The sequence below is a fragment of the Klebsiella sp. MPUS7 genome, from assembly GCF_009905335.1.
In the GTDB taxonomy this organism is placed as follows: Bacteria; Pseudomonadota; Gammaproteobacteria; order Enterobacterales; family Enterobacteriaceae; genus Klebsiella; species Klebsiella grimontii.
Window position 1 is genome coordinate 3,791,767 of sequence record NZ_CP047604.1, and the last position, 24,446, is coordinate 3,816,212.

24 protein-coding genes are annotated in these 24,446 nt (G+C 57.4%); 14 read left to right on the top strand and 10 right to left on the bottom strand.

The features are described from left to right. Positions 1 to 63 precede the first annotated feature (63 nt). Positions 64 to 1,722: an ATP-dependent endonuclease gene (locus GUC22_RS17660; RefSeq protein ID WP_004871731.1), complete on the bottom strand. Its 1,659-nt coding sequence runs from the start codon at positions 1,720 to 1,722 to the stop codon at positions 64 to 66. Between the two features lie 384 nt (positions 1,723 to 2,106). Between GUC22_RS17660 and aqpZ the strand changes: the two genes are divergently transcribed. The 4 genes from aqpZ to hcr all read left to right on the top strand — a co-directional run bounded on the left by aqpZ (position 2,107) and on the right by hcr (position 6,604). Continuing rightward, positions 2,107 to 2,802 (top strand): aquaporin Z, encoded by a 696-nt coding sequence (gene aqpZ, locus GUC22_RS17665; protein ID WP_154955333.1) that lies wholly within the window; start codon positions 2,107 to 2,109, stop codon positions 2,800 to 2,802. 124 nt (positions 2,803 to 2,926) lie between these two features. Beyond that, positions 2,927 to 3,826 (top strand): lysine exporter LysO family protein, encoded by a 900-nt coding sequence (locus GUC22_RS17670; protein ID WP_004871736.1) that lies wholly within the window; start codon positions 2,927 to 2,929, stop codon positions 3,824 to 3,826. Between the two features lie 145 nt (positions 3,827 to 3,971). Continuing rightward, complete coding sequence (hcp, locus tag GUC22_RS17675; RefSeq protein ID WP_154955334.1) at positions 3,972 to 5,624, top strand: hydroxylamine reductase; 1,653 nt, start codon at positions 3,972 to 3,974, stop codon at positions 5,622 to 5,624. Between the two features lie 11 nt (positions 5,625 to 5,635). After that, a complete protein-coding gene (hcr, locus tag GUC22_RS17680; protein WP_154955335.1) occupies positions 5,636 to 6,604 on the top strand; it encodes an NADH oxidoreductase in 969 nt (322 codons plus the stop codon). A gap of 39 nt (positions 6,605 to 6,643) precedes the next feature. Here hcr and GUC22_RS17685 read toward each other — a convergent pair whose 3' ends face one another. Beyond that, complete coding sequence (locus tag GUC22_RS17685) at positions 6,644 to 7,078, bottom strand: DoxX family protein (protein WP_004871745.1); 435 nt, start codon at positions 7,076 to 7,078, stop codon at positions 6,644 to 6,646. Between the two features lie 151 nt (positions 7,079 to 7,229). Here GUC22_RS17685 and poxB point away from each other — a divergent pair, with 151 nt between their 5' ends. The 4 genes from poxB (at position 7,230) to GUC22_RS17705 (ending at position 12,658) form a co-directional block, all read left to right on the top strand. After that, complete coding sequence (gene poxB, locus GUC22_RS17690) at positions 7,230 to 8,948, top strand: ubiquinone-dependent pyruvate dehydrogenase (protein WP_049087313.1); 1,719 nt, start codon at positions 7,230 to 7,232, stop codon at positions 8,946 to 8,948. 154 nt (positions 8,949 to 9,102) lie between these two features. Next, complete coding sequence (gene ltaE, locus GUC22_RS17695) at positions 9,103 to 10,104, top strand: low-specificity L-threonine aldolase (protein WP_154913247.1); 1,002 nt, start codon at positions 9,103 to 9,105, stop codon at positions 10,102 to 10,104. Between the two features lie 10 nt (positions 10,105 to 10,114). After that, positions 10,115 to 11,548 carry a DUF2867 domain-containing protein gene (locus GUC22_RS17700; RefSeq protein WP_154955336.1) on the top strand — a complete coding sequence of 478 codons (1,434 nt, stop codon included), beginning with the start codon at positions 10,115 to 10,117 and terminating at the stop codon, positions 11,546 to 11,548. A 96-nt stretch (positions 11,549 to 11,644) separates the two neighbouring features. Continuing rightward, complete coding sequence (locus GUC22_RS17705) at positions 11,645 to 12,658, top strand: NAD-dependent epimerase/dehydratase family protein (RefSeq protein ID WP_049130688.1); 1,014 nt, start codon at positions 11,645 to 11,647, stop codon at positions 12,656 to 12,658. Here GUC22_RS17705 and GUC22_RS17710 read toward each other — a convergent pair. Together GUC22_RS17710 and GUC22_RS17715 are read right to left on the bottom strand one after the other, a co-directional pair. Further along, positions 12,655 to 13,485 (bottom strand): N-acetylmuramoyl-L-alanine amidase, encoded by an 831-nt coding sequence (locus tag GUC22_RS17710; protein ID WP_082237384.1) that lies wholly within the window; start codon positions 13,483 to 13,485, stop codon positions 12,655 to 12,657. The genes GUC22_RS17705 and GUC22_RS17710 overlap by 4 nt on opposite strands. Beyond that, complete coding sequence (locus GUC22_RS17715) at positions 13,482 to 13,805, bottom strand: heavy metal-binding domain-containing protein (protein ID WP_004100606.1); 324 nt, start codon at positions 13,803 to 13,805, stop codon at positions 13,482 to 13,484. Before GUC22_RS17715 ends, GUC22_RS17710 begins: the two co-directional genes overlap by 4 nt. Positions 13,806 to 13,922: 117 nt before the next feature. On the opposite strand from GUC22_RS17715, the gene GUC22_RS17720 reads away from it, so the two are divergent. The 6 genes from GUC22_RS17720 (at position 13,923) to artJ (ending at position 18,441) form a co-directional block, all read left to right on the top strand. Further along, positions 13,923 to 14,438: a lipoprotein gene (locus tag GUC22_RS17720; protein WP_004849391.1), complete on the top strand. Its 516-nt coding sequence runs from the start codon at positions 13,923 to 13,925 to the stop codon at positions 14,436 to 14,438. Positions 14,439 to 14,665: 227 nt separating this feature from the next. After that, on the top strand, positions 14,666 to 15,394 hold the full coding sequence (gene artP, locus GUC22_RS17725) for an arginine ABC transporter ATP-binding protein ArtP (RefSeq protein WP_024360099.1): 729 nt from the start codon (positions 14,666 to 14,668) through the stop codon (positions 15,392 to 15,394). A gap of 19 nt (positions 15,395 to 15,413) precedes the next feature. Continuing rightward, the gene (gene artI / locus GUC22_RS17730) at positions 15,414 to 16,145 is read left to right on the top strand and encodes an arginine ABC transporter substrate-binding protein ArtI (protein WP_004130868.1); all 732 of its coding nucleotides are present in this window, start codon (positions 15,414 to 15,416) and stop codon (positions 16,143 to 16,145) included. A gap of 6 nt (positions 16,146 to 16,151) precedes the next feature. Continuing rightward, complete coding sequence (gene artQ, locus GUC22_RS17735) at positions 16,152 to 16,868, top strand: arginine ABC transporter permease ArtQ (RefSeq protein WP_049090041.1); 717 nt, start codon at positions 16,152 to 16,154, stop codon at positions 16,866 to 16,868. Continuing rightward, complete coding sequence (artM, locus tag GUC22_RS17740; RefSeq protein WP_004130864.1) at positions 16,868 to 17,536, top strand: arginine ABC transporter permease ArtM; 669 nt, start codon at positions 16,868 to 16,870, stop codon at positions 17,534 to 17,536. Before artQ ends, artM begins: the two co-directional genes overlap by 1 nt. Positions 17,537 to 17,709: 173 nt before the next feature. Further along, complete coding sequence (gene artJ, locus GUC22_RS17745) at positions 17,710 to 18,441, top strand: arginine ABC transporter substrate-binding protein ArtJ (protein WP_160183673.1); 732 nt, start codon at positions 17,710 to 17,712, stop codon at positions 18,439 to 18,441. A gap of 217 nt (positions 18,442 to 18,658) precedes the next feature. Here the strand turns inward: artJ and GUC22_RS17750 are convergent, their stop codons facing one another. The 6 genes from GUC22_RS17750 to potH all read right to left on the bottom strand — a co-directional run bounded on the left by GUC22_RS17750 (position 18,659) and on the right by potH (position 24,437). Then, the gene (locus GUC22_RS17750) at positions 18,659 to 20,131 is read right to left on the bottom strand and encodes an ATP-binding protein (protein WP_024360102.1); all 1,473 of its coding nucleotides are present in this window, start codon (positions 20,129 to 20,131) and stop codon (positions 18,659 to 18,661) included. Beyond that, positions 20,128 to 20,844 (bottom strand): response regulator transcription factor, encoded by a 717-nt coding sequence (locus GUC22_RS17755; protein ID WP_004134579.1) that lies wholly within the window; start codon positions 20,842 to 20,844, stop codon positions 20,128 to 20,130. The genes GUC22_RS17750 and GUC22_RS17755 overlap by 4 nt, the downstream gene beginning before the upstream one ends. A 78-nt stretch (positions 20,845 to 20,922) precedes the next feature. Continuing rightward, entirely contained in the window at positions 20,923 to 22,053 is a 1,131-nt protein-coding gene (rlmC, locus tag GUC22_RS17760; RefSeq protein ID WP_098140529.1) for a 23S rRNA (uracil(747)-C(5))-methyltransferase RlmC, read from the bottom strand. A gap of 42 nt (positions 22,054 to 22,095) precedes the next feature. Further along, complete coding sequence (locus tag GUC22_RS17765) at positions 22,096 to 22,584, bottom strand: YbjO family protein (protein ID WP_160183674.1); 489 nt, start codon at positions 22,582 to 22,584, stop codon at positions 22,096 to 22,098. A gap of 57 nt (positions 22,585 to 22,641) precedes the next feature. After that, positions 22,642 to 23,487: a putrescine ABC transporter permease PotI gene (gene potI / locus GUC22_RS17770; RefSeq protein WP_024360104.1), complete on the bottom strand. Its 846-nt coding sequence runs from the start codon at positions 23,485 to 23,487 to the stop codon at positions 22,642 to 22,644. Beyond that, the gene (potH, locus tag GUC22_RS17775; protein WP_004134590.1) at positions 23,484 to 24,437 is read right to left on the bottom strand and encodes a putrescine ABC transporter permease PotH; all 954 of its coding nucleotides are present in this window, start codon (positions 24,435 to 24,437) and stop codon (positions 23,484 to 23,486) included. The genes potI and potH overlap by 4 nt, the downstream gene beginning before the upstream one ends. Positions 24,438 to 24,446 lie beyond the last annotated feature (9 nt).

Genomic DNA, 24,446 nt, shown 5'->3' on the forward strand with positions numbered 1-24,446 from the left:
AAGGTCGTGCGGATAAAGGCGTGCCGGGAGAGTTCCCGGCAGAGAGATAAACGGCGGTCGGCGCTAATCCGCCCGCCCGCGCGCCAGCCATAGCACGCGGGAGAACATTTTTTTCAACAGCGCAGGAATGGCGTCAACCCCGCGACGCCCGGCCTCCATCGCCACTTCAATCGCCAGGTCCGGTTTTGACGAACGGTGGATCGCTTTGGTGATCACCCGCCGCATATTCATGGGAATATTTATCGGCAGCTGGGCCACCCGATGATAAACATCGTCGAAGCCCTGGCGATACATAAAATGCTCCATATCCATCGCCGGTAGCGCGGTGAGATGGTCGCGCTCAAGCATTTTGTCGTCATTCAATAGCCCGCGAACGGTGGCGGCATATTTCTTCCCGGCCTCATCGCCGTCCACCAGCACGTGCCATTCAATCCCCATTCGCCGGGCGAATTTGATAAGCGGTTTTAATCCCGACTGGGCAAACTCAATCACCTTCACCCCTTCCGCATCAAAGTGGTGGCCGCACTGGCGCGCCAGCTCGTTGATAACCCAGGTTTCGGTCTCCCCTTCGACCAGTAGCCAGCAGCGGGCAAACAGCGATGAAGCGCGGTTAAAGCGAATATGAAAAGCGATGCGCCGGCTGTCTTCGGCATTCATCCCGCCGGGCCCCAGCCGCCAGGCGGATACCCGTGATGATTCACGCACCAGCCGGCAGACGTGCTCGACGGGCGTTAATGACAGCAGTTCGCCGGAGTTCGTCGTCGTCACCCGCTGTAGCGGCAGTAAATTAAGTAAATGCCAGGCTACGGACAGCATAATCGGATGCAGCCGGGTTTCCGGATCCTCAATCAACAAGAGCGGCCGCGCATCGCGATCGAGTCTCACCGTGCCTTTCGCCTGCAGCAGCGTAGAAAACAGTCCCAATAAAATCACCCGATGGCTGCGCCCGCCGGGCTTGTCGATCATCCTGTTAATGATGTCCAGGTAGCGCCAACTGCGCTGTTCATCATGTGAATGACGGCGCATCAGGCGATGACGCGACTGCGCGCTGCTCTGCTCGGCAAAATAGTGCTCCAGCAATTGCACCATGGCCGACAGTCCCTGGCGGATCTGCCCATCGGTTAAATTTTGCGGATGATGCACCAGTTCACGAGAGAGGAAATCAAGCTGGCGTGCGGTAATCTCGATCTGCGGCGAATGCGGAACGGTGCCGTTGTGGATCCGTCGCATAAAGCGGGCGTCGCGCAGCCGCAGAACCGGCATCAGCCGCACCAGGTGACGGGCGAGTTCATCAATATCGTCAAGCTCCAGCGCTTCCCCTTCACCGTTAATAAAACTACGCAGGGTCATTACGCTGTCGTCATCGGCAAGCTCCCCCTCGAGGCGATAGAAAACGCGCTGATAGCCGTCGTCGCAGGGCACCCAGCAGTTACTGAGAGGGCGATAGCGTCGCACTCGATGGCGGCCGGGTTCATTCTCACGGAAGGTCAAAATGATATGCAGATGATGCTCGCGTCCCTGAATATCGCCGGGCGGAAACCAAAAATCTTCCCGAACAAAATGATAAAGGTCAAACTCCGGGGACAGGAGTAGCGTCAGGGCATCCAGCAGGCTGGATTTACCCCAGGCATTTTCGCCAATCAGCACGTTATTTTGCTCAAGCATCAACGATAAACGGTTAATGCCGCGAAAACCGACTATTTCGACGCGCTCAAGATGCATATGCCCTCCGCTCGGTGGCGACTATCTCCTTCAGTTATCAGCAGTATAGCGAGGTGAGCATCAACATGACACTCCGGGCGTATTATGAATCGCTATAGGGTGAAGAGGCGGAATGTGATGCGCGGTATTTCACTTAATTGAGAAACGCATTCATCATCAAAAGTCGTTTTTTTAATCATTTTTGTTCTACACTTTTAAAAATTCCCATGAAAAAAGGAATCCCAGCACATTGTTCTAAATCAAATTACATCAATTTATTTAACTGGTCCCGGAGTAGCGATCGTCCATAGAATAGCGTCGCTTTATTCTAGTCGTCATTCTTTGTGTCGAAAATAAAGGCCGGCACGAAAACTCGTGCGCGTTTACGTTTTTATTGAGGTGGTTATGTTTAGAAAATTAGCAGCAGAATGCTTTGGTACATTCTGGCTGATATTCGGTGGTTGCGGCAGCGCCGTTCTGGCTGCAGCGTTCCCGGAACTGGGAATTGGTTTTGCCGGCGTCGCGCTGGCTTTCGGTTTAACCGTATTAACCATGGCCTATGCCGTTGGTCATATTTCCGGCGGGCATTTTAACCCAGCGGTGACTTTAGGTTTATGGGCCGGCGGTCGTTTCCCGGCCAAAGAGGTAATTGGTTATATTATCGCCCAGGTTGTCGGCGGTATTATCGCCGCCGCTATTCTGTATGTTGTCGCCAGCGGTAAAGCGGGCTTCGACGCCGCCGCTAGCGGGTTCGCTTCGAACGGTTATGGCGAACACTCTCCGGGCGGCTTCTCCATGCTTTCCGCCATTGTGATTGAGATTGTCCTGACCTGCGGCTTCCTGCTGGTTATTCACGGCGCCACGGATAAAAACGCCCCTGCCGGCTTCGCCCCTATCGCCATTGGTCTGGCGCTGACGCTTATTCACCTAATCAGCATTCCGGTCACCAACACGTCGGTAAACCCGGCGCGTAGCACCGCGGTAGCGATTTTCCAGGGCGGCTGGGCGCTGCAGCAGCTGTGGCTATTCTGGGTAATGCCGATTATCGGCGGCATTCTCGGCGGCGTGCTCTACCGCACCCTGCTGGAAAAACGCAGCTAAGCTCCCACGATTCTCTTGAGGCCCGGTACTACCGGGCCTTTCTTTTTTCCGACTACTTTACTCAGTCCGGCGATTTGGGTAGTGTCAGTGACGCTATTTTCACTCTGCAAGGATCGTGTCGTTCATGTTTTCGGGACTATTAATCATTCTGCTGCCGTTGGTCATAGGCTATCTTATTCCTCTTCATCGGCCATCAGCCCTTAAACTCATTACGCGATTTCTGAGCTGGATCGTCTACGTTATTCTCTTCTTTATGGGTATTAGCCTGGCCTTCCTGGATAATCTGGCCAGCAATCTTCTGGCGATCCTTCATTATGCGGCGGTCAGCGTCGTTATTATTATGCTGTGCAATATTGCCGCCCTGATGTGGCTTGAACAGAAAATGCCCTGGCAAAATCATCATCGTCAGGAAAAATTACCCTCGCGTCTGGCAATGGCGCTGGAATCCCTTCAGCTATGCGGCGTGGTGCTTATTGGCTTCCTGATTGGTCTGAGCGGTCTCTCTTTTTTACAACACGCCACCGAGGCCAGCGAATATACGCTGATTTTCCTTTTGTTCCTCATCGGTATTCAGCTGCGTAATAATGGCATGACGCTGCGGCAAATCGTTCTTAATCGTCGCGGCATGATTGTCGCGGTGGTGGTGATGGTCAGTTCATTGCTGGGCGGCGTCATCAATGCCTTTATTCTCGACCTGCCGCTAAAAACCGGGCTGGCCATGGCCTCCGGTTTTGGCTGGTATTCGCTCTCCGGGATCCTGCTGACCGAATCCTATGGCCCGGTGATTGGCAGCGCGGCATTCTTTAACGATCTTGCCCGTGAACTGCTGGCGATTATGCTTATCCCCGGGCTGGTGCGCCGCAGCCGTTCAACGGCGTTAGGCCTTTGCGGCGCGACATCAATGGACTTTACGCTGCCGGTACTACAACGCTCAGGCGGGGTGGAGATCGTCCCGGCGGCCATCGTGCATGGCTTCATTCTGAGCCTGCTGGTGCCCATCTTGATGGCTTTTTTCTCCGCTTAATACCTCTCTGGCGGTAGTTCCCTGCCGCCAATTTTGCGCTAAATCAATCTCCCTGTAAGTTGTACGAGAAATACCTTTTATCTTCACGCGCTCGGGCATAACCTTAAACATGTATATTAAATATAACTTTAAAAAAGGTGTGACCATGTTTTGTGTGCAATGTGAACAAACCATCCGTACCCCGGCAGGGAACGGCTGCTCTTACGCGCAGGGTATGTGCGGGAAAACGGCCGAAACGTCCGATCTGCAGGATCTGTTGATTGCTTCTCTGCAGGGCCTCTCCGCATGGGCGCTTAAAGCCCGCGAATACGGCATCATCGACCATGACATCGATAGCTTCGCGCCGCGCGCTTTTTTTTCCACGCTGACCAACGTTAACTTCGACTCCCCGCGTATCGTTGGCTACGCCCGCGAGGCCATCACCCTGCGCGAAGCGCTGAAAGCCCGGAGCCTGAATATCGACGCTCATGCGACGGTTGATAACCCGATGGCCGATCTGCATTTAGTGAGTGACGATCTCGGCGACCTGCAGCGTCAGGCGGCGGAATTCACCCCGAACAAAGACAAAGCGGCCATCGGCGAGAATATTCTCGGCCTGCGCCTGCTGTGCCTGTACGGTCTGAAAGGCGCGGCGGCCTACATGGAACACGCCCACGTTCTCGGTCAGTACGACAACGCCATCTACGCCCAGTACCACAAAATCATGGCGTGGCTCGGTACCTGGCCTGCCGATATGAACGCGCTGCTGGAATGTTCGATGGAAATCGGCCAGATGAACTTTAAAGTCATGAGCATTCTGGACGCCGGCGAGACCAGCAAATATGGCCATCCCACCCCGACGCAGGTCAACGTCAAAGCGACCGAAGGCAAATGTATCCTGATTTCTGGCCATGACCTGAAAGATCTGTACAACCTGCTGGAGCAGACCGAAGGCACCGGCGTTAACGTCTACACCCACGGTGAAATGCTGCCGGCGCACGGTTACCCGGAGCTGCGTAAATTCAAACATTTGATCGGTAACTACGGCAGCGGCTGGCAAAACCAGCAGGTCGAGTTTGCCCGCTTCCCTGGCCCGATTGTCATGACCTCAAACTGCATCATCGACCCAACCGTCGGCGCCTATGACGATCGTATCTGGACCCGCAGCATCGTCGGCTGGCCGGGCGTGAATCATCTGGAAGGCGAAGATTTCGCCCCGGTTATCGCTCAGGCGCAGCAGATGGCGGGCTTCCCGTACAGCGAGATCCCGCACCTGATCACCGTTGGTTTCGGTCGTCAGACCCTGCTGGACGCGGCGGATACGCTGATCGACCTGGTGAGCCGTGAAAAGCTGCGCCATATCTTCCTGGTGGGCGGCTGCGACGGGGCGCGCGGCGAACGTAACTACTTCACCGATTTCGCCACCAGCGTACCGGACGACTGCCTGATCCTGACCCTGGCCTGCGGTAAATACCGTTTCAACAAACTCGAATTCGGCGATATCGAAGGTCTACCGCGTCTGGTCGATGCGGGCCAGTGTAACGACGCTTACTCCGCCATCATCCTGGCGGTCACCCTGGCGGAAAAACTGGGTTGTGGCGTGAACGACCTGCCGCTGTCTCTGGTGCTTTCATGGTTTGAACAGAAAGCGATTGTTATTCTGCTGACCCTGCTCTCGCTGGGCGTGAAAAACATCGTCACCGGCCCGACGGCGCCGGGCTTCTTCACGCCGGATCTGCTGGCCGTGCTTAATGAGAAATTCGGTCTGCGTTCGGTGACCACCGTAGAAGAAGACATGAAGCAACTGCTGAGCGCGTAAGGAGTAAAAGTATGACTTTGCCAACCCATCAGTGCCCGTGGCGGATGCAGGTTCACCACATCCATCAGGAAACGCCGGATGTGTGGACAATTTCGTTGCTCTGCCACGACTATTATCCGTATCGTGCCGGGCAGTACGCGCTGGTCAGCGTACGCAATTCGCCGGAGACGCTGCGTGCCTACAGCCTCTCCTCGACGCCGGGCGTTAGCGAATATCTTACGCTGACCGTACGCCGTATTGACGAGGGCGCGGGTTCGCAGTGGCTCACCCGCGACGTGAAGCGCGGCGACTATATCTGGCTGTCCGACGCGATGGGTGATTTCACCAGTGACGATAAAGCGGACGATAAATTCCTGATGCTGGCCGCAGGATGCGGCGTCACGCCAATCATGTCAATGCGCCGCTGGCTGGCGAAATATCGCCCGCAGGCTGATGTTCAGGTGATTTTTAACGTGCGTTCTCCCCAGGATGTCATTTTCGCTGAGGAATGGCGTCAGTATCCGGTGACGCTGGTGGCGGAAAATCACGCCGCCCACGGTTTCGTGGCAGGACGTTTAACGACCGAACTGCTGCAAAGCGTGCCGGATCTGGCATCGCGTACCGTCATGACCTGCGGCCCGGCGCCGTATATGGAGTGGGTTGAGCAGGAAGTGAAAGCGCTGGGCGCGACGCGCTTCTTCAAAGAGCAGTTCTTTACACCGGTAGCCGACGCCGCTACCAGCGGCCTGAAGTTCACCAAACTGCAGCCGGCGAAAGCGTTCTATGCGCCGGTCGGCGCCACGCTGCTCGAAGCGCTGGAAAGTAACAAAGTGCCGGTTACCGTCGCCTGTCGCGCAGGCGTCTGCGGCTGCTGCAAAACGAAAGTGGTTTCCGGCGAGTATACCGTCAGCAGTACCATGACGTTAACCGATGCGGAAATCGCAGAAGGCTACGTGCTGGCCTGCTCCTGCCATCCGCGGGGCGATCTGGTACTGGCTTAACCAGCAACTGCCGGATGGCGCAGCGCCATCCGGCTATCTTTACCGCCAGGCCGAATTGCCGGCGATGGCATAGCGCCCTGCCCCCAAAAAAGCGACCGCCAGCGCACCCACGAAAAAATAGACCAGGCTCTCAATCGCCCACGCGCCGACCGCATCCAGCGCGAAGGTTTTGCCCGTCCCGACCATCAGCCAGGCGACGACCATCGTAAACGCCAGCACCAGCGCCGCCGGACGGGTAAGAATTCCCAGGATCAGCAGGCAAGGCGCAACCACCTCACCCACTAATACCCCATAAGCGATAAAACCCGGCAATCCTTTTGCTACCAGCATATTGCTGATTCCCCCTACGCCATCAAATAGCTTGTGCAATCCGTGAAACAGCATCAGTCCGCCAACGGCAAGTCGTAACAAGAGTTTGCCGAAATCGTCATGAGACAGCAGTTTATTAACAGCATTTAACAGCGATTTAACCATTTGAAATGATTCCTGTTTACCACTTTATGTGAACACAGATTATGCGGAGTTTTTGCTGAAAAAAACCAGCGAAAATGAGGGGTTAAAGCGAGCGTAACTGGCAGTATCATCTAAGCTTGTAAGCGTTATCACAAAAAGGAGATGGAGAACCATGAAACAGACCGTGGCGGCATACATTGCCAAAACTCTTGAACAGGCTGGCGTTAAACGTATTTGGGGCGTAACCGGGGATTCTCTTAACGGCTTAAGCGACAGCCTGAACCGCATGGGGACCATCGATTGGATGCCCACGCGCCACGAAGAAGTGGCCGCCTTCGCCGCCGGAGCGGAGGCCCAGCTTACCGGCGAACTGGCGGTATGCGCCGGTTCCTGCGGGCCGGGCAACCTGCACCTGATTAACGGCCTTTTCGACTGTCACCGCAACCATGTTCCGGTGCTGGCTATCGCCGCCCATATTCCTTCCAGTGAAATCGGCAGCGGCTATTTTCAGGAGACGCACCCTCAGGAGCTGTTCCGCGAATGCAGCCACTACTGCGAACTGGTCTCATCCCCGGAACAAATTCCGCAGGTGCTGGCCATCGCCATGCGCAAAGCAGTAATTAACCGCGGCGTCTCGGTCGTGGTGCTCCCCGGCGACGTTGCGCTAAAACCCGCGCCGGAAAGCGCCAGCAGCCACTGGTACCACGCGCCGCTGCCGCAGGTGACGCCGGCGGAAGAAGAGCTGAAGAAGCTGGCCCAGCTGCTGCGCTATTCCAGCAACATCGCCCTGATGTGCGGCAGCGGCTGCGCCGGAGCGCATAAAGAGCTGGTGGCGTTCGCCGCGAAGCTCAAAGCGCCTATCGTTCATGCGCTGCGCGGCAAAGAGCACGTTGAATACGACAACCCTTATGATGTGGGGATGACCGGGCTGATTGGCTTCTCCTCCGGCTTCCACACCATGATGAACGCCGACACCCTGGTACTGCTCGGCACCCAGTTCCCCTATCGCGCCTTCTACCCGACGGACGCGAAAATTATTCAGATCGATATCAACCCCGGCAGTATCGGCGCCCACAGTAAAGTGGACATGGCGCTGGTCGGCGATATCAAATCCACCCTCAGCGCGCTGCTGCCGCTTCTCGAAGAGAAAACCGACCGCAAATTCCTCGATAAAGCGCTGGAACACTATCGCGACGCGCGTAAGGGGCTCGACGATCTGGCCAAGCCCAGCGACAAAACGCTTCATCCGCAGTATCTGGCGCAGCGCATCAGCCACTTTGCCGACGAGGACGCCATTTTTACCTGTGACGTGGGTACGCCGACCGTCTGGGCCGCGCGCTATCTGCAGATGAACGGCAAGCGCCGCCTGCTCGGCTCCTTCAACCATGGGTCAATGGCTAACGCCATGCCGCAGGCCATCGGCGCAAAAGCCACGGCTCCCGACCGCCAGGTCGTGGCAATGTGCGGCGACGGCGGCTTTAGCATGCTAATGGGGGATTTCCTCTCGCTGGCGCAAATGAAGCTGCCGGTGAAAATCGTTATCTTCAATAACAGCGTACTGGGTTTCGTGGCGATGGAGATGAAGGCCGGGGGCTATCTGACAGACGGCACCGAGCTGCACGCCACCAACTTTGCCCGCATCGCCGAAGCGTGTGGTATCAAGGGCATACGCGTTGAGCGCGCGTCAGAGGTTGATGAAGCGCTGCAAACCGCTTTCGCTACCGATGGCCCGGTACTGGTGGATGTGGTCGTCGCCAGTGAAGAGCTGGCGATGCCGCCGCAAATCAAACTGGAGCAGGCCAAAGGTTTCAGCCTTTATATGCTGCGCGCGATTATCAGCGGCCGCGGCGACGAGGTTATTGAACTGGCGAAAACTAACTGGCTAAGGTAAAAATATCCTTTTCAATTCATACACAAAATCCTTCGTGTTGCCTCAAGGCGGCGAGCCCGAACATCCCCGGGAGCATAGATAACTATGTGACCGGGCTTTGAGGGTGTAGCCAACGCAGAAGCAGCGCGAAGAATGAAGTGTATAAGGATATGACATGATAGATTTACGCAGTGATACCGTCACCCGCCCGGGCCGCGCCATGCTGGAAGCTATGATGGCCGCCCCGGTCGGGGATGACGTCTATGGCGACGACCCGACCGTTAACGAACTCCAGCGCTTTGCTGCCGAGCTGGCGGGCAAAGAAGCCGCGATCTTCTTGCCCACCGGCACCCAGGCCAACCTGGTCGCCCTGCTCAGCCACTGCCAGCGCGGCGAAGAGTATATCGTCGGCCAGGGCGCGCATAACTATCTCTATGAAGCCGGCGGCGCGGCGGTACTCGGCAGCATCCAACCGCAGCCCATCGACGCCGCAGCGGACGGCACCCTGCCGCTGGACAAAGTCGCGGCCAAAATCAAACCGGACGATATTCATTTCGCGCCCACCCGCCTGCTGTCGCTGGAAAATACCCATAACGGCAAAGTGCTGCCGCGTGAATATCTGAAAGAAGCCTGGGAATTCACGCGCCAGCGCGGCCTCGGACTGCACGTGGACGGCGCGCGTATTTTTAACGCCGTCGTGGACTACGGCTGCGAGCTGCGCGATATCACCCGCTACTGCGATTCTTTCACCATCTGCCTGTCCAAAGGCCTTGGCGCGCCGGTAGGCTCGCTGCTGGTAGGGAGCGAAGAGTATATTCGCCGCGCGATCCGCTGGCGGAAAATGGTCGGCGGCGGAATGCGTCAGGCGGGGATTCTGGCGGCGGCTGGCCTGTATGCTTTGCAGAACAACGTCGCGCGCTTAAAAGAGGATCATGACAACGCCGCGTGGATGGCGGAGCAGCTGCGCGCCGTCGGCGCTGACGTGATGCGCCACGATACCAATATGCTGTTTGTTCGCGTTGGTGAAGCGCGCGCCACCGCGCTGGGCGAGTATCTGCGCGAACGCGGGGTGCTGATCAACGCCTCACCCATCGTGCGCCTGGTGACGCATATTGACGTTAACCGCCGGCAGCTCGCCGAGGTAGTGAGCCACTGGCAGGCATTTTTAAACCGTTAAGGAGTCCGGTGTGTCGCAGCGAATTCTGGTGCTTGGCGCCAGCGGTTATATCGGCCAGCATCTGGTGAAAAGACTCAGCGAGCAGGGCTTCACCGTGCTGGCGGCGGCACGCCACATCGACAGGCTTAAAAAACAGCATCTCCCCGGCGTCGAGTGCTATTCGCTCGATTTAAACCAGCCGGAAGCGCTACCCGACCTGCTGGCGCAGGCTGATACCGTTTACTATCTGGTGCACGGGATGGGCGAAGGCGGCGACTTTATCCGCCACGAGCGGCAGGTCGCGCTCAACGTTCGCGACGCGCTGCGCGAGACGCCGGTGAACGAAGTCATCTTTCTCAGTTCCTTACAGGTGGCGGAGCAGGAGCAATCCGATCATCTACGCGCCCGCCAGATCACCGGCGATCTGCTGCGCGAATCGGGCGTCCCGGTAGCGGAAGTTCGCGCCGGCATTATCGTCGGCGCCGGTTCCGCCGCCTTCGAAGTGATGCGCGATATGGTTTACAACCTGCCGGTGCTGACGCCGCCGCGCTGGGTACGCTCGCGCACTACGCCGATTGCGCTGGAAAATTTGCTCTACTATCTGCTGCGGTTGCTTGACCATCCGTCCCGCGAGCATCGGGTGTTTGAAGCCGCCGGGCCGGAAACGTTAAGCTATCAGCAGCAGTTTATCCGCTTTATGGCGGTCAGCGGCAAACGACGCCCGCTGATTCCTGTTCCTTTCCCTACCCGCTGGATTTCAGTGTGGTTTCTCAATGTGATTACCTCGGTGCCGCCAACCACGGCCAAAGCCCTGATTCAGGGGCTAAAGCACGATCTGATCGCCGACGATCGCGCCCTGCGGGCCTTAATTCCTCAACCGCTTATCGCGTTTGATGAGGCGGTGCGCCGCACGCTTAAAGAAGAGGAGCAGCTGGTGAACTCCAGCGACTGGGGCTACGATGCGCAGGCCTTCGCCCGCTGGCGGCCCGAATACGGCTACTATCCGAAACAGGCGGGCTGTACCGTTAATACTTCCGCCAGCTCCGGCGCGCTGTGGGAGGTGATCAACCAAATCGGCGGCAAAGAGGGCTATTTCTTCGGTAACGTGCTGTGGAAAACGCGCGGGGCGATGGACCTGCTGGTCGGCCATCGGCTGGCAAAGGAGCGTCCGGAAAGAGCGTATCTGCAAACCGGCGACGCGGTGGACAGCTGGAAGGTCATTATCGTCGAGCCGGAAAAGCAGCTGACGCTGTTATTCGGCATGAAAGCGCCCGGCCTTGGCCGCCTGAGCTTTACCCTGCGCGATAAAGGCGATCATCGCGAGCTGGACGTGCGCGCCTGGTGGCACCCGCACGGTATGCCGGGGCTCTTCTACTGGCTACTGATGATCCCGGCGCATCTGTTTATTTTTCGCGGTATGGCGCGACGCATCGCCCACCTGGCGGAGCAAATCACCATCAAATAGAGTATACGTATAGAATTCTTTCATGATTCTCATTGCATCGTAGTCAGAATCACGGAAAAATGCGCACGAAATTCTTTTATTTAACAGTGGATCGATATGAAGGTACTGGTTACCGGTGCGACCAGCGGATTGGGCCGCAACGCGGTGGAATATCTGCGTAACAGGGGCATTAGCGTCAGAGCGACCGGGCGCAACGAAGCGATGGGCAAGCTTCTGAGCAAAATGGGCGCAGAGTTCGTCCCTGCGGACTTAACCGAGCTGGTCTCTTCGCAGGCCAAAGTGATGCTCGCCGGTATCGATACCCTGTGGCACTGTTCCAGCTTTACCTCGCCGTGGGGCACCCAGCAGGCCTTCGATTTAGCTAACGTCCGCGCGACTCGCCGTCTCGGCGAGTGGTCGGTAGCCTGGGGCGTGCGCAACTTCGTGCACATCTCTTCGCCGTCGCTCTATTTTGATTATCACCATCATCGCGATGTTAAGGAAGATTTTCGCCCGCAGCGTTTCGCCAACGAATTCGCCCGCAGCAAAGCGGCAAGCGAAGATGTGATCCATCTTCTGGCGCAGGCCAACCCGAATACCCGCTTTACGATCCTGCGCCCGCAGAGCCTGTTTGGCCCGCATGATAAAGTGTTTATCCCGCGGCTGGCGCAAATGATGCAGCACTACGGTAGCGTTCTGTTGCCGCGCGGCGGCAGCGCGCTGGTGGATATGACCTACTATGAAAACGCGGTACACGCGATGTGGCTCGCCAGCCAGCCCCAGTGCGACCTCTTGCCCTCGGCCCGGGCGTACAACATCACTAACGGCGAACCGCAAACCCTGCACAGCATCGTACAGAAACTCATCGATGAGCTGGGAATAAAGTGCCGCATCCGTTCGGTCCCTTACCCGATGCTGGATATTATTGCCCGCAGCATGGAGCGCTTTGGCAATAAGTCAGCTAAAGAGCCCGCCTTTACCCACTACGGCGTCTCTAAGCTGAACTTTGATTTCACCCTTGATATCTCCCGCGCCCAGCAGGAGCTAGACTACCGGCCGGTTGTCACGATGGATGAAGGCATTATCCGTACCGCCGCGTGGTTGAAGGACCACGGTAAGCTGCACTATTAACCCCGCCCATACTTTTCCAGCAGCGCTTCGGCTATCGCCAGGGTTTGGGCATCGGCAACCCCGTCCCAGCGCTCGGGGCGGAAGTGCATCTGGAAAGCCATAATGACCCGCTTCTGCTGTGCAGGGGTCATGTCCGGCGTTACCTGATAGCCGTAGCGAGACAGCACGTCCAGCAGTTCTGCGGCGTCGACCGGCTCGTATGACAGGCGCCCCTGCAGATAAAACGCCACGCGCTGGGCATCCGGCCATGCGCCAATTCCCTGTTCGGCCAGCCTGCGCCACGGGAACAGCGGCCCCGGATCGTCTTTACGCTGCGGGGCGATGTCCGCATGCGCGACCACGTTCTGCGGCGCGATATGGTAGCGGGCGATAATGTCTTTCGCCAACGGGATCAGAGCGTCAATTTGCGCCGGATTAAACGGCGTGAAGCTTTTCCCCCCGGCCGTTTTTTGCCAGCCGCGATTCTCCAGCTCAATACCAATCGAGGTATCGTTAATACGCGTGCTGCCGCGCCAGAAGCTGACGCCCGCATGCCAGGCCAGATCCTCTTCCGGCACCAGTTGCCAGATCCGCGGTTTGCCTCCGTGCAGCGGCGGTATCTCCGGAATCAGGTAGTGAGAGCTCACCTGGTTATCCGTCAGCGTCGCCAGCGAAACGTCGAAATCATCGGCGGTGTAGTGGATCACCAGCACTTTGATGCGCGGATAAGCCGCCTGCGCCGGGTGGCGCGTATCCAGCTGATAGCCGTCGCGATCGATAATGCCCTTTTCCGTAGCGCAGCCCGCCAGCAGCAGCGTCAGCAGGACGCCTGCCCGGCACATTCTCATCGCCGGGTCTTCACCGCGGTGCCGCTGACGCTGACCATCAGCATGCTGCTATCTTTACCGACGGTTTCATAATCAATATCAATGCCGACAACCGCGTTGGCGCCCAGCGCTTTGGCCTGTTCGCTTAGCTCTTCAAAGGCGATTTCCCGGGCTTTACGCAGCTCTTTTTCATAGGCGCCGGAACGACCGCCGACGATATCGCGGATGCTGGCGAAAAAATCGCGGAATACGTTAGCGCCGAGAATCGCTTCCCCGGTGACGACGCCGCAGTATTCGATGATGGGCTGACCTTCGAGGGTTGGCGTAGTTGAAAATTGCATGTTCAAACTCCTTCTTTAGCGTTCAATGCGTTAGCTCTAAGGGTCAAGCACAATCCCTATCTGATACACTATGCTTGAACAGATATTCTAACGTAGTGAGCTCATAAGGAAATCATCATGCGCTACAAAGTTCTTGCATTAGTCCTCCCCTGCGCGCTGGCGCTCAGCGCCTGTACAACCGTCACGCCTGCCTACAAAGATAACGGCACCCGCAGCGGCCCCTGCATCGAAGGCGGCCCGGATGACGTGGCGCAGAAGTTTTATGACTATCAGGTACAGCACCGCAACAGCGATTTAACGGCGCTGCGTCCGTACCTGAGCGACGGTCTGGCAAAACTGCTGAACGACGCGCGTCAGGACCCGTCTAACAACGCCCTGCTGCAGTCAAACCTGTTCTCCAGCAGCACAACGCCAGCCGACAGCGCCGATGTCGCCAGCGCCTCGACCATTCCTAATCGCGACGCGCGCAACATTCCGCTGCGCGTGGAGCTGAAACAGGGCACCCAAAGCTGGAAGGACGAAGTATTGATGATTCAGGAAGGCCAGTGCTGGGCCGTGGATGACGTGCGTTATCTCGGCAACAACGCCCATGCGCCGGCGGGCACCCTGCGTCAGAGTCTCGAAAAACGCTAATCCGGGCGCCAGGCCGCTCAGGCCGAATGAAATAACCCCGGTAAAATGTCGGCATTTCCGCTGGTAATGCCGACATTGACTTCTCCCGCCTTCACGAAGCCATATTTTGTGCTAACTTTAAATGTAAACATGGTTTACATTTAACTTTTAACGCATAAATATTGCATAACTATTCTGCCAAAGGTACTATTTGCGGCCTCAATTGCTATTTGTATCAGACTGCCCAGATGAGCATTAAATTAAACGGCATTAATTGCTTCTACGGCGCGCACCAGGCGCTGTTCGACATCACGCTGGATTGCCCGCAGGGGGAAACGCTGGTGCTGCTCGGCCCAAGCGGTGCCGGTAAAAGCTCGCTGCTGCGCGTCCTCAATCTGCTGGAGATGCCGCGTTCCGGTACGTTGCATATCGCCGGAAACCATTTCGACTTTACCAAAGCGCCTTCTGACAAAGCCATTCGCGAGCTGCGCCAGAACGTGGGTATGGTTTTCCAACAGTATAATCTGTGGCCGCATCTGACCGTGCAGCAAAATCTGATTGAAGCCCCCTGCCGCGTACTCGGTTTAAGCAAAGATCGGGCGTTAGACCGCGCGGAAAAGCTGCTCGAACGTCTGCGCCTGAAACCCTATAGCGATCGCTACCCGCTGCATCTTTCCGGCGGCCAGCAGCAGCGCGTGGCCATTGCCCGCGCCCTGATGATGGAACCGCAGGTTCTGCTCTTTGATGAACCCACGGCGGCGCTCGATCCAGAAATCACTGCCCAGATCGTCAGTATTATCCGCGAACTGGCTGAAACCGGCATTACGCAGGTTATCGTCACCCACGAAGTGGAAGTGGCGCGCAAAACAGCCAGCCGCGTGGTCTATATGGAAAATGGCCATATCGTTGAACAAGGTGATGCCGGCTGCTTCGCGCATCCGCAGACCGACGCGTTTAAAAACTATCTTTCACATTGATGTTTTCGGGGAAATGACGATGAAAAAAGTACTGATTGCCGCTCTTCTTGCGGGCATGAGCCTCTCCGCTACCGCAGCCCAGACCATTCGTTTCGCCACCGAGGCCTCCTACCCTCCATTTGAATCGATCGATGCCAATAACAAAATTGTCGGCTTTGACGTCGATCTGGCGAACGCCCTGTGTAAAGAGATTGATGCGACCTGCACCTTTACCAACCAGGCCTTCGATAGCCTGATCCCCAGCCTGAAGTTCCGTCGTTTCGACGCGGTCATGGCCGGGATGGACATCACTCCTGAGCGTGAAAAGCAGGTGCTGTTCACCACCCCGTACTATGAGAATTCCGCGCTGTTCGTCGGCCAGCAGGGTAAATTCACCAGCATTGATGCCCTGAAAGGCAAAAAAGTCGGCGTGCAGAACGGCACCACTCACCAGAAATTCATCACCGACAAACACCCGGAAATCACTACCGTTCCTTACGACAGCTACCAGAATGCGAAGCTGGACCTGCAGAACGGCCGTATTGACGCGGTATTCGGCGATACCGCCGTAGTGACCGAATGGCTGAAGAGCAATCCGAAGCTGGCCGCAGTGGGCGACAAGGTTACCGATAAAGACTATTTCGGCACCGGTCTCGGCATTGCGCTACGTCAGGGCAATACCGAACTGCAGCAGAAATTTAACGCTGCGCTGGAAAAAGTAAAAAGCGATGGGACTTACCAGTCTATCTATAACAAATGGTTCCAGAAGTAACGCTGAATGAACGAATTTTTTCCATTAGCAAGCGCCGCCGGGATGACCGTCGGCCTTGCCGTTTGCGCCCTGATCATCGGCCTGGTGCTGGCGATGCTGTTTGCCGTCCTCGAGTCGGTGAAGCTGCGTCCGATCGCCTGGCTCGCAACCGGCATTGTCACCCTTTTACGCGGACTACCGGAAATTCTGGTGGTTCTGTTTATCTATTTTGGTTCCTCACAGCTGCTGCTGACCCTCTCTGACGGCTTTACGATCAATCTCGGCTTTGTGCAGATCCCGGTACAGATGCAGATTGAAAACTTCGACGTCAGCCCGTTCCTCTGCGGAGCTATCGCGCTTTCTCTGCTGTATGCCGCTTACGCATCGCAGACCCTGCGCGGAGCGCTAAAGGCCGTTCCGCAAGGGCAATGGGAATCCGGCCAGGCGCTGGGACTATCGAAAGCCGCTATTTTCTTTCGCTTAGTGATGCCGCAAATGTGGCGTCACGCGCTGCCGGGTCTCGGTAACCAGTGGCTGGTGCTGCTGAAGGATACCGCGCTGGTGAGCCTGATCAGCGTCAACGACCTGATGCTGCAAACCAAAAGCATCGCCACTCGTACCCAGGAGCCGTTTAACTGGTACATCATCGCGGCGGCAATCTATCTGGTCATCACCCTGTTGAGTCAGTACATCCTGAAACGTATTGACCAGCGTGCGACGCGCTTCGAACGGAGACCGGGCTGATGCTTGATTACTTACCTGAACTGCTAAAAGGGCTGCATACCAGCCTGACGCTGACGGCGGCCTCTATCGTCGTGGCGCTGATTCTGTCGCTGATCTTTACCATTATCCTGACGCTAAAAACGCCGGTGCTGGTGTGGATCGTGCGCGGCTATATCACGCTGTTTACCGGCACGCCGCTGCTGGTGCAGATCTTCCTGATTTACTACGGCCCGGGACAGTTCCCGTCGCTGCAGGAGTATCCGGTACTCTGGCATCTGATTTCCGAGCCCTGGCTCTGCGCGCTGATCGCCCTTTCTCTTAATAGCGCCGCCTATACCACGCAGCTGTTTCATGGCGCCATTCGCGCCATCCCGGACGGCCAGTGGCAATCCTGCGGCGCGCTGGGGATGAGCAAGAAAGATACCCTGGCGATCCTGCTGCCGTACGCCTTTAAACGCGCCCTCTCCTCCTACTCCAACGAAGTGGTGCTGGTGTTCAAGAGTACGTCTCTGGCCTACACCATTACCCTGATGGAAGTGATGGGTCACAGCCAGCTGCTCTATGGCCGCACCTATGACGTGATGGTGTTCGGCGCCGCCGGTATTGTCTACCTGGTGGTCAACGGCCTGCTGACGCTGCTGATGCGCCTGATTGAACATAAAGCGCTGGCGTTTGAGCGACGGAATTAAAATCGCATAACTAGCCAGACCAAGACGGATAACTTCACTGAATTATCCGTCTTTTTTTAACCTAATAAAAATAACTATCCATCTTTATTGAATATAAATTCATTTGGTGGCATTGTTAGACCCAGCCGCAAACACGGCACAACATCATAAGATTGACCGACGGGAGTTCCACAATGAAAAAGTTAGTTCTGGCCGCACTGCTTAGCTCTTTCGCCTTTGGCGCCGCTGCCGCAGAAAAAATCAGCTTTGGCGTTTCTGCAACTTACCCACCGTTTGAATCCATGGACGCCAATAACCAAATCGCCGGTTTCGACATCGACCTGGCGAACGCGCTGTGCAAACAGATGCAGGCCGAGTGTACTTTTACCAACCATGCTTTCGACAGCCTGATCCCGGCGCTCAAATTCAAGAAATATGATGCGGTCATTTCCGGCATGGATATTACCCCGGAGCGCAGCAAGCAGGTGGCGTTCACCGACCCGTACTACGCTAACTCCGCGCTGGTTATCTCGAAGAAAGATGCCTTCCACTCTTTTGACGATCTGAAAGGCAAACGCATCGGGATGGAAAACGGCACCACGCACCAGAAATACCTGCAGGATAAACATCCTGAGGTGAAAACCGTGGCTTACGATAGCTACCAGAATGCGTTTATCGACCTGAAAAATGGCCGTATTGACGGGGTGTTTGGCGATACCGCCGTGGTCAACGAGTGGCTGAAAACCAACCCGCAGCTGGGCGCGGCGACGCCGAAAGTGACCGACGCGCAGTACTTCGGCACCGGCCTCGGCATTGCGGTACGCCCGGATAACAAAGCGCTGCTGGAAAAACTGAACGCCGCGCTGAAGGCGATTAAAGCTGACGGTACCTACGATAAAATCAGCCAGCAGTGGTTCCCGGAGTAAGCATTTCCCGGAGGCGGCGCTTGACGCGCCTGTCCGGGCTACCGGCCCGCAGACAGCCGTGGCCCCGTAGCCCGGGCAAGCGCAGCGCGGCCCGGGAAACAGCCGCAACAAAGCCTCAATCCCGGCGCAGTCCCCGGGTTGCGGCTTAAACGCCTTACCCGGGCGACCGATTAGCAGACGGCGGTAAACCGGTAGCCCGATCGGCTAATCCGCAACCTTACACCGGCAGGGTAAACTGGAAACAGGCCCCTGCCGGCGCGTCAAGCAGGCGAATATCGCCGCCGTGCAGCTGCAGCATCCGTCGCACAATCATCAACCCCAGTCCCCCTCGTGATGCGCTTTGCGCGCCAGGCGCCAGCACCGAAGGCCGCTCGAATAGCGTTGCCCGCAGCTCGCTGCCAATGCCCGGCCCGCTGTCGGCCACCTCGACGATAAACTCCGGTCCCGAGCGACGCGCCGCCAGACGGATAAGCCCGCCTTCCGGGGTATGACGAATGGCGTTATCGAGCAGATTAGTCAGCACCCGCTCAATCATCGAGAGATCCGCGGTTATCGGCGGTAACCCAGTGGCCAGCTCCAGCCGTAGACCGATATTGCGCGTCGCGATTGGCAGGTCGAATTTTTGCGCCACATCCTGTACCAGCTCGGCCAACACAAATGTTTCCGGCTGCGGCTTAATCCCGCCGTGCTCCAGGCGAGCCAGCTCAAACAGCTGCTGAGACAGATGGCGGACTTTGTTGCCCTGGCGCAGGGCGATATTCAGATACTGCTTGTTCTCCTCCATCGTCAGGCGATCGGCCTTCAGGCTTAACGTTTCCAGATATCCCAGCAAAGAGGTAAGCGGCGTGCGTAAATCGTGGGAGATGTTGGCGACAAATTCCCGCCGCTGACGATCGCTATCGGCCAGACGGTCCCACTGGCTGGCAATCTGGCGAGCCAGCTCAATAAAGCGATTGTGCAGCACGGCCACTTCATTTCCGGGGTTTGCCTCCGGGGTTTGCGCCGCCAGCGCCTTGATCGCATGAATACTGTCCTGGCTGTCGGTTGCCACCAGCGCGGTGAGCTGACGCACCGGGCGCGTTACCCAGAACCAGGCCAGCCAGCCCGCCAGCCCGCCGAGACCGGCCACCAGCAGCAGAGTCCACAGCAGCAGGCTCCACAAGGTTTTCTGCCAGGCGCTCGCCGCCAGCTCATTAAAGGTTTCGCCTTGCAGGATAATGTAGAGATAGCCGCGCAGCTGGCCGTCCTGGCGCAGCGGCGCCACGCTAAACACCTTTTGCTTATCAAGGCTGCGCGGATCGTCGCCGTACACCGGCCAGGCGCCGCCGGACAGGAACGTTTGCACCGGCGCCAGATCGATGCGCTGGCGCTTAATATGCCCCGGCGGCGCGGCGTCGGCCAGCAGCTCGCCGTCGGGCGAAAGCAGATACAGCTCCACGCTGGGATTAAAGGTCATCAGCCGGTCAAAAAGCGGTTTCAGCATCTGGCGGTCAACCTGCCCCTGAGCGTCCAGCAGCGGCTCGCGGGCGGCGATCTGCTGCGCCAGCCCGGCGGAGAGACGCTGGACCATCACATTACCGTACTGCGCGCTGCTGTACAGCTGGATCAGGCAAACGGCTATGGCGCAGAGCAGCAGCAGTGAGGTAAACACCAGCGCCAGGCGCTGGCTGAGGCTGAGACGGCGGATCATGGCTGCGCCTCTTTGCGCTCCACGGCAAACTTATAGCCTTTTCCCCAGACGGTCAGAATGATGTCCGGCTCCGCCGGGTCGCGCTCAATTTTGGTGCGCAGGCGGTTGATATGGGTATTGACCGTATGCTCATAGCCGTCGTGCTGATAGCCCCACACCCGATCGAGCAGCTCAAGGCGGGAAAAGACCTCCCCCGGATGGCGGGCAAAGTAGTAGAGCAGGTCGAACTCGCGCGGCGTCAGATCCACCGTCTCGCCGCGCAGCTTAACGTCGCGCGATAAGGGGTCAATGCTTAAACCATGGCTGGCAATACGCCCGGCATCCATCAGCAGATTTTGCCCCATAGCCTCCTGACGACGGAACACCGCCTTAACCCGGGCGGTCAGTTCGAGAATCGAAAACGGTTTGGCCAGGTAATCATCCGCTCCCATCTCCAGCCCCTGCACCCGTTGGGTTTCGCTGGCGCGGGCGCTGATAATAATCACCGGCAGATAGCGGGTTTGCTGACGAATGCGGCGACAAATTTCCAGACCGTCGACGCCCGGCAGCATCAGGTCGAGGATCACCGCATCCCAAAGCTCTTTTTCCAGCAAACTCAGGGCCTGCGCCCCGTCCGCCACGTGGACAATCTGATAACCCTCATCCAGCAGATTCAGGCGCAGCAGCGCGGCGATATCTTCATCATCTTCAACCAACAGGATTTTTTTTGCCACCGGCAGCACTCCGCTATTCTTACGTTCTGATTAGCCAAGCTTACCCGATCTTCACCGCCTGAAGAGTTCACATTTTGTTTATACTTCGCGAACCAGCAGGGTCAACACCTCATAATGGGCGGTGTGGGGGAACATATCGAACAGCTGGACGCGCTCAATACGATAACCGCTCAGGCGAGCGATATCTTTCGCCATCGTTCGGGCGTTGCAGCTGGAATAGATAATAAACTCCGGCGCCATACGGCTTAAATACGCGCATAGCTCGTCGCCGATGCCGCGACGCGGCGGATTCACCAGCACCAGATCCGGGATCTCGCCTTCGCCGGTGGCAAACTGCGTGGAATCAAGCGCCTGGAAATGCAGGTTATGCAGGCCGAGCTCTGCCGCCGACTGCTTCGCGCAGGCGATGGCTTCCGGGGCGATTTCGATCCCGGTCAGGCGCATCTCAGGCGAAGCGCAGTGCAGACCAAAGCCGCCGACGCCGCAGAACAGATCCCACATATGGTTGACCGGCAGCTGGCGCACCCAGTCGCGAGCGGTGGCATACAGCCGGCTGGCGACCGTCGGGTTAGTCTGAAAGAAGCTCTGCGGGCGGATCCACAGCGGTACGCCGTTGAAATTTTCCGCCAGCGCCTGCTGGTCGGTAAGGAAAATTTCCTGCGGCCCCTCCATGATAGCCATATGCACCGGCTGAATATTGGCGGTAATGACTTTCAACTGCGGCAGCAACGCCTGCAGCGCCGGCAGCGCGGCGCGCAGCTGGGTAAGCTTGGTCTCCGAGCGCAGGACAAAGCGCAGCATCATACCGCCGTCGAGCCGGCTTTCGGTCAGCAGAATGTACTTCAGCTCTCCGCGCCTGCGGGCGACATGATAGGGCGTGAGCCCGGCGCGGGCGATAAACGGCTTAAGCGCAGCGAAAACCGGCGCGAAGCTTTGCGGATAAAGCGGGCAATCGGTCAGGTCTTCCGGAGCGCCATCACGGTGCAGCATCCCGAGCAGCGGGCGCTCAACGCTACCGCTGACCACCATTTTGGCTTTGTTGCGAAACCCACTCTCCGGGCCGCAAGCCGGTGCGCACCACTCAGCGACGGGCGCATCGGCCAAAAGCGCGCGCAGATCGGCCATTTTATCGGCGAGCTGTTGGGATATCGGCAGTTCCAGCCACTGGCAGGAGCGGCAGCGACCCGCGTCATAAAGTGCGCAATGCATAACAAGACCTTCATAAAAACAGGGGCGGGGATTGTATCACCGTTACTGTAAACGGAAAAAGCGTCGGCACGGGGCCGGCACAAACAGCATCGCCAGCACCAGCAGATCCGGTAGTTTTTGCAGCACCAGGGAGCGAAAGATTTCGCGCTTCGATTCCCCGGCAATGCTAAACAGCTCGGGGTAACCGTAGCCCAATGACGCGGCCCACAGGTAGCCAATCACGATAATCTGCGTCAACAAGAATAGCCAACGCGCCCAGTTGCGCCCTTTTACCAGCGAAAAAGCGCACCAGATTTCAATAAACACCAGCACCAGGCTTGAGAGGAACACCAGGGTGAGCGCCCACGTCTGCACGCTGCGATGGACAAAATCCACCATTCCCTGAACGCCAAGCTGGTTGAGGATCATCAGCAAATCCAGACCGCGGACTAAAATAATGGCGAAGGCCGCCACCTGCACCAGCGCAGGAACGTTAAGACGTGCATGAGAAGAACGCGTATTAGTAAACAATCCCAACGTAAAGTCTTCCATGAAAACGGCGCCTCAAGTGCGGCGCCGATGTTAACTCTATTGCAGATTTTAGGTGGTTCAGCCGGTTCTTGCACGCTGGATATCGCGTACCCGCTGCTTTTCCGCGCGGGCCATCAAATACCAGGCGATAAAACCAACAATTCCAACCACGCCAAGGATTAACGTCGCCAGGGCGTTAATCTCAGGGTTGACCCCCATGCGCACGCTGGAGAAGACCAGCATCGGTAGCGTTGTCGCCCCCGGTCCGGAAACAAAGCTGGCTATGACAAGGTCGTCGAGCGACAGCGTAAAGGCCAGCAGCCAACCGGAGACCACCGCCGGCATAATCATCGGCAGCGTAATGACGAAAAAGACCTTCAGCGGCGCGGCCCCCAGATCCATCGCCGCCTCTTCAATGGAGTGGTCAAGCTCACGCAGGCGCGATGAAATAACCACCGCGACGTACGCGGTACAGAAGGTGACGTGCGCCAGCCAGATGGTCAGCATGCCGCGATCCGACGGCCAGCCAATGGAATGCCCCAGCGCCACAAACAGCAGCAGCAGCGACAGGCCGGTAATCACATCGGGCATCACCAGCGGCGCGGTGATCATAAAAGCAAAGCCGTTTGAACCGCGGAAGCGGCCAAAACGCACCATTACCACCGCGGCAATGGTACCGAGGATCACCGCCGCCGTCGCGGCGCAGGCGGCAATGGTCAGACTTAAGCCTACCGCGCTCATCATCGCATCGTCATGAAACAGCTCGCGATACCAGCGCGTCGACCACCCGGCCCATACCGTCACCAGCTTTGAGCTGTTGAACGAGTAAATCACCAGCATCAGCATCGGCGCATACAAGAAGGTAAAGCCGAGCAGCAGAATTAAAATTCGCCACGGCGAACGGACTACCGGCAAATTATTCATCCGTGTTCCCCCACCTGTTTTTGCTGATGCTTGTGGAACCACATGATCGGCACGATCAGCAGCAACAGCATCACGATCGCCACCGCCGACGCGACCGGCCAGTCGCGGTTATTGAAGAACTCCTGCCACAGCACGCGGCCAATCATAATGCTGTCCGGGCCGCCCAGCAGTTCCGGGATAACGAACTCCCCGACCGCCGGAATAAACACCAGCATCGACCCGGCAATAATCCCGCCTTTGGTGAGCGGAACGATCACCTGGAAGAAAGTCTTCAGCGGTCGGGCGCCCAGATCCAGCGACGCCTCCACCAGCGAGTAATCAATACGCGTGAGGGCGGTATAGATCGGCAGCACCATAAACGGCAGATAGGCGTAAACAATACCGATATAGACCGCCAGGTTGGTGTGCAGGATCTCCAGCGGCTGGTCGATGATCCCCAGCCACAGCAGGAAGTTATTGAGCACGCCGTTGCTTTTCAGCAGCCCCATCCAGGCGTAGACGCGGATCAGAAACGAGGTCCATGACGGCAGGATCACCAGCAGCAGCAGGATATTTCGCGTCGATGGCTTACTGTGCGCTACCGCCCACGCCAGCGGATACCCCAACAGCAGGCAGCAGAACGTCGAGATCGCCGCCACCTGAAGCGACTGCAGATAGGCTTCAAAATAGAGCGGATCGTCGGTGAGCTGCAGGAAATTCCCGAGATTCAGCGTTAACGTGAGCTGACCGTCGGCCCACTCCAGCAGGTCGGTGTACGGCGGGATCGCCCGCGCCATCTCCGCCAGGCTGATTTTAAAAACAATCAGGAACGGCAGCAGGAACAGCAGGATCAGCCACACGTAGGGCAGCGCAATAACCAACTTGCGCCCGTGGGCCATCTGCAGTCGCGCCAGCCATAGCGCAAAACCGCCCGGTTTTTTTACGCCTGACGGGGGTTCTAATGTACTCATCGCCCTCTC

Coding starts and splice junctions, on each gene's coding strand:
- artM (WP_004130864.1), top strand. CDS start 16,868: ATGCTTGATTACTTACCTGAACTGCTAAAAGGGCTGCATACCAGCCTG.
- GUC22_RS17750 (WP_024360102.1), bottom strand. CDS start 20,131: ATGATCCGCCGTCTCAGCCTCAGCCAGCGCCTGGCGCTGGTGTTTACC.
- artP (WP_024360099.1), top strand. CDS start 14,666: ATGAGCATTAAATTAAACGGCATTAATTGCTTCTACGGCGCGCACCAG.
- aqpZ (WP_154955333.1), top strand. CDS start 2,107: ATGTTTAGAAAATTAGCAGCAGAATGCTTTGGTACATTCTGGCTGATA.
- potH (WP_004134590.1), bottom strand. CDS start 24,437: ATGAGTACATTAGAACCCCCGTCAGGCGTAAAAAAACCGGGCGGTTTT.
- GUC22_RS17670 (WP_004871736.1), top strand. CDS start 2,927: ATGTTTTCGGGACTATTAATCATTCTGCTGCCGTTGGTCATAGGCTAT.
- hcr (WP_154955335.1), top strand. CDS start 5,636: ATGACTTTGCCAACCCATCAGTGCCCGTGGCGGATGCAGGTTCACCAC.
- potI (WP_024360104.1), bottom strand. CDS start 23,487: ATGAATAATTTGCCGGTAGTCCGTTCGCCGTGGCGAATTTTAATTCTG.
- GUC22_RS17710 (WP_082237384.1), bottom strand. CDS start 13,485: ATGAGAATGTGCCGGGCAGGCGTCCTGCTGACGCTGCTGCTGGCGGGC.
- GUC22_RS17705 (WP_049130688.1), top strand. CDS start 11,645: ATGAAGGTACTGGTTACCGGTGCGACCAGCGGATTGGGCCGCAACGCG.
- GUC22_RS17765 (WP_160183674.1), bottom strand. CDS start 22,584: ATGGAAGACTTTACGTTGGGATTGTTTACTAATACGCGTTCTTCTCAT.
- poxB (WP_049087313.1), top strand. CDS start 7,230: ATGAAACAGACCGTGGCGGCATACATTGCCAAAACTCTTGAACAGGCT.
- rlmC (WP_098140529.1), bottom strand. CDS start 22,053: ATGCATTGCGCACTTTATGACGCGGGTCGCTGCCGCTCCTGCCAGTGG.
- artI (WP_004130868.1), top strand. CDS start 15,414: ATGAAAAAAGTACTGATTGCCGCTCTTCTTGCGGGCATGAGCCTCTCC.
- ltaE (WP_154913247.1), top strand. CDS start 9,103: ATGATAGATTTACGCAGTGATACCGTCACCCGCCCGGGCCGCGCCATG.
- GUC22_RS17720 (WP_004849391.1), top strand. CDS start 13,923: ATGCGCTACAAAGTTCTTGCATTAGTCCTCCCCTGCGCGCTGGCGCTC.
- GUC22_RS17715 (WP_004100606.1), bottom strand. CDS start 13,805: ATGCAATTTTCAACTACGCCAACCCTCGAAGGTCAGCCCATCATCGAA.
- artQ (WP_049090041.1), top strand. CDS start 16,152: ATGAACGAATTTTTTCCATTAGCAAGCGCCGCCGGGATGACCGTCGGC.
- artJ (WP_160183673.1), top strand. CDS start 17,710: ATGAAAAAGTTAGTTCTGGCCGCACTGCTTAGCTCTTTCGCCTTTGGC.
- hcp (WP_154955334.1), top strand. CDS start 3,972: ATGTTTTGTGTGCAATGTGAACAAACCATCCGTACCCCGGCAGGGAAC.
- GUC22_RS17685 (WP_004871745.1), bottom strand. CDS start 7,078: ATGGTTAAATCGCTGTTAAATGCTGTTAATAAACTGCTGTCTCATGAC.
- GUC22_RS17660 (WP_004871731.1), bottom strand. CDS start 1,722: ATGCATCTTGAGCGCGTCGAAATAGTCGGTTTTCGCGGCATTAACCGT.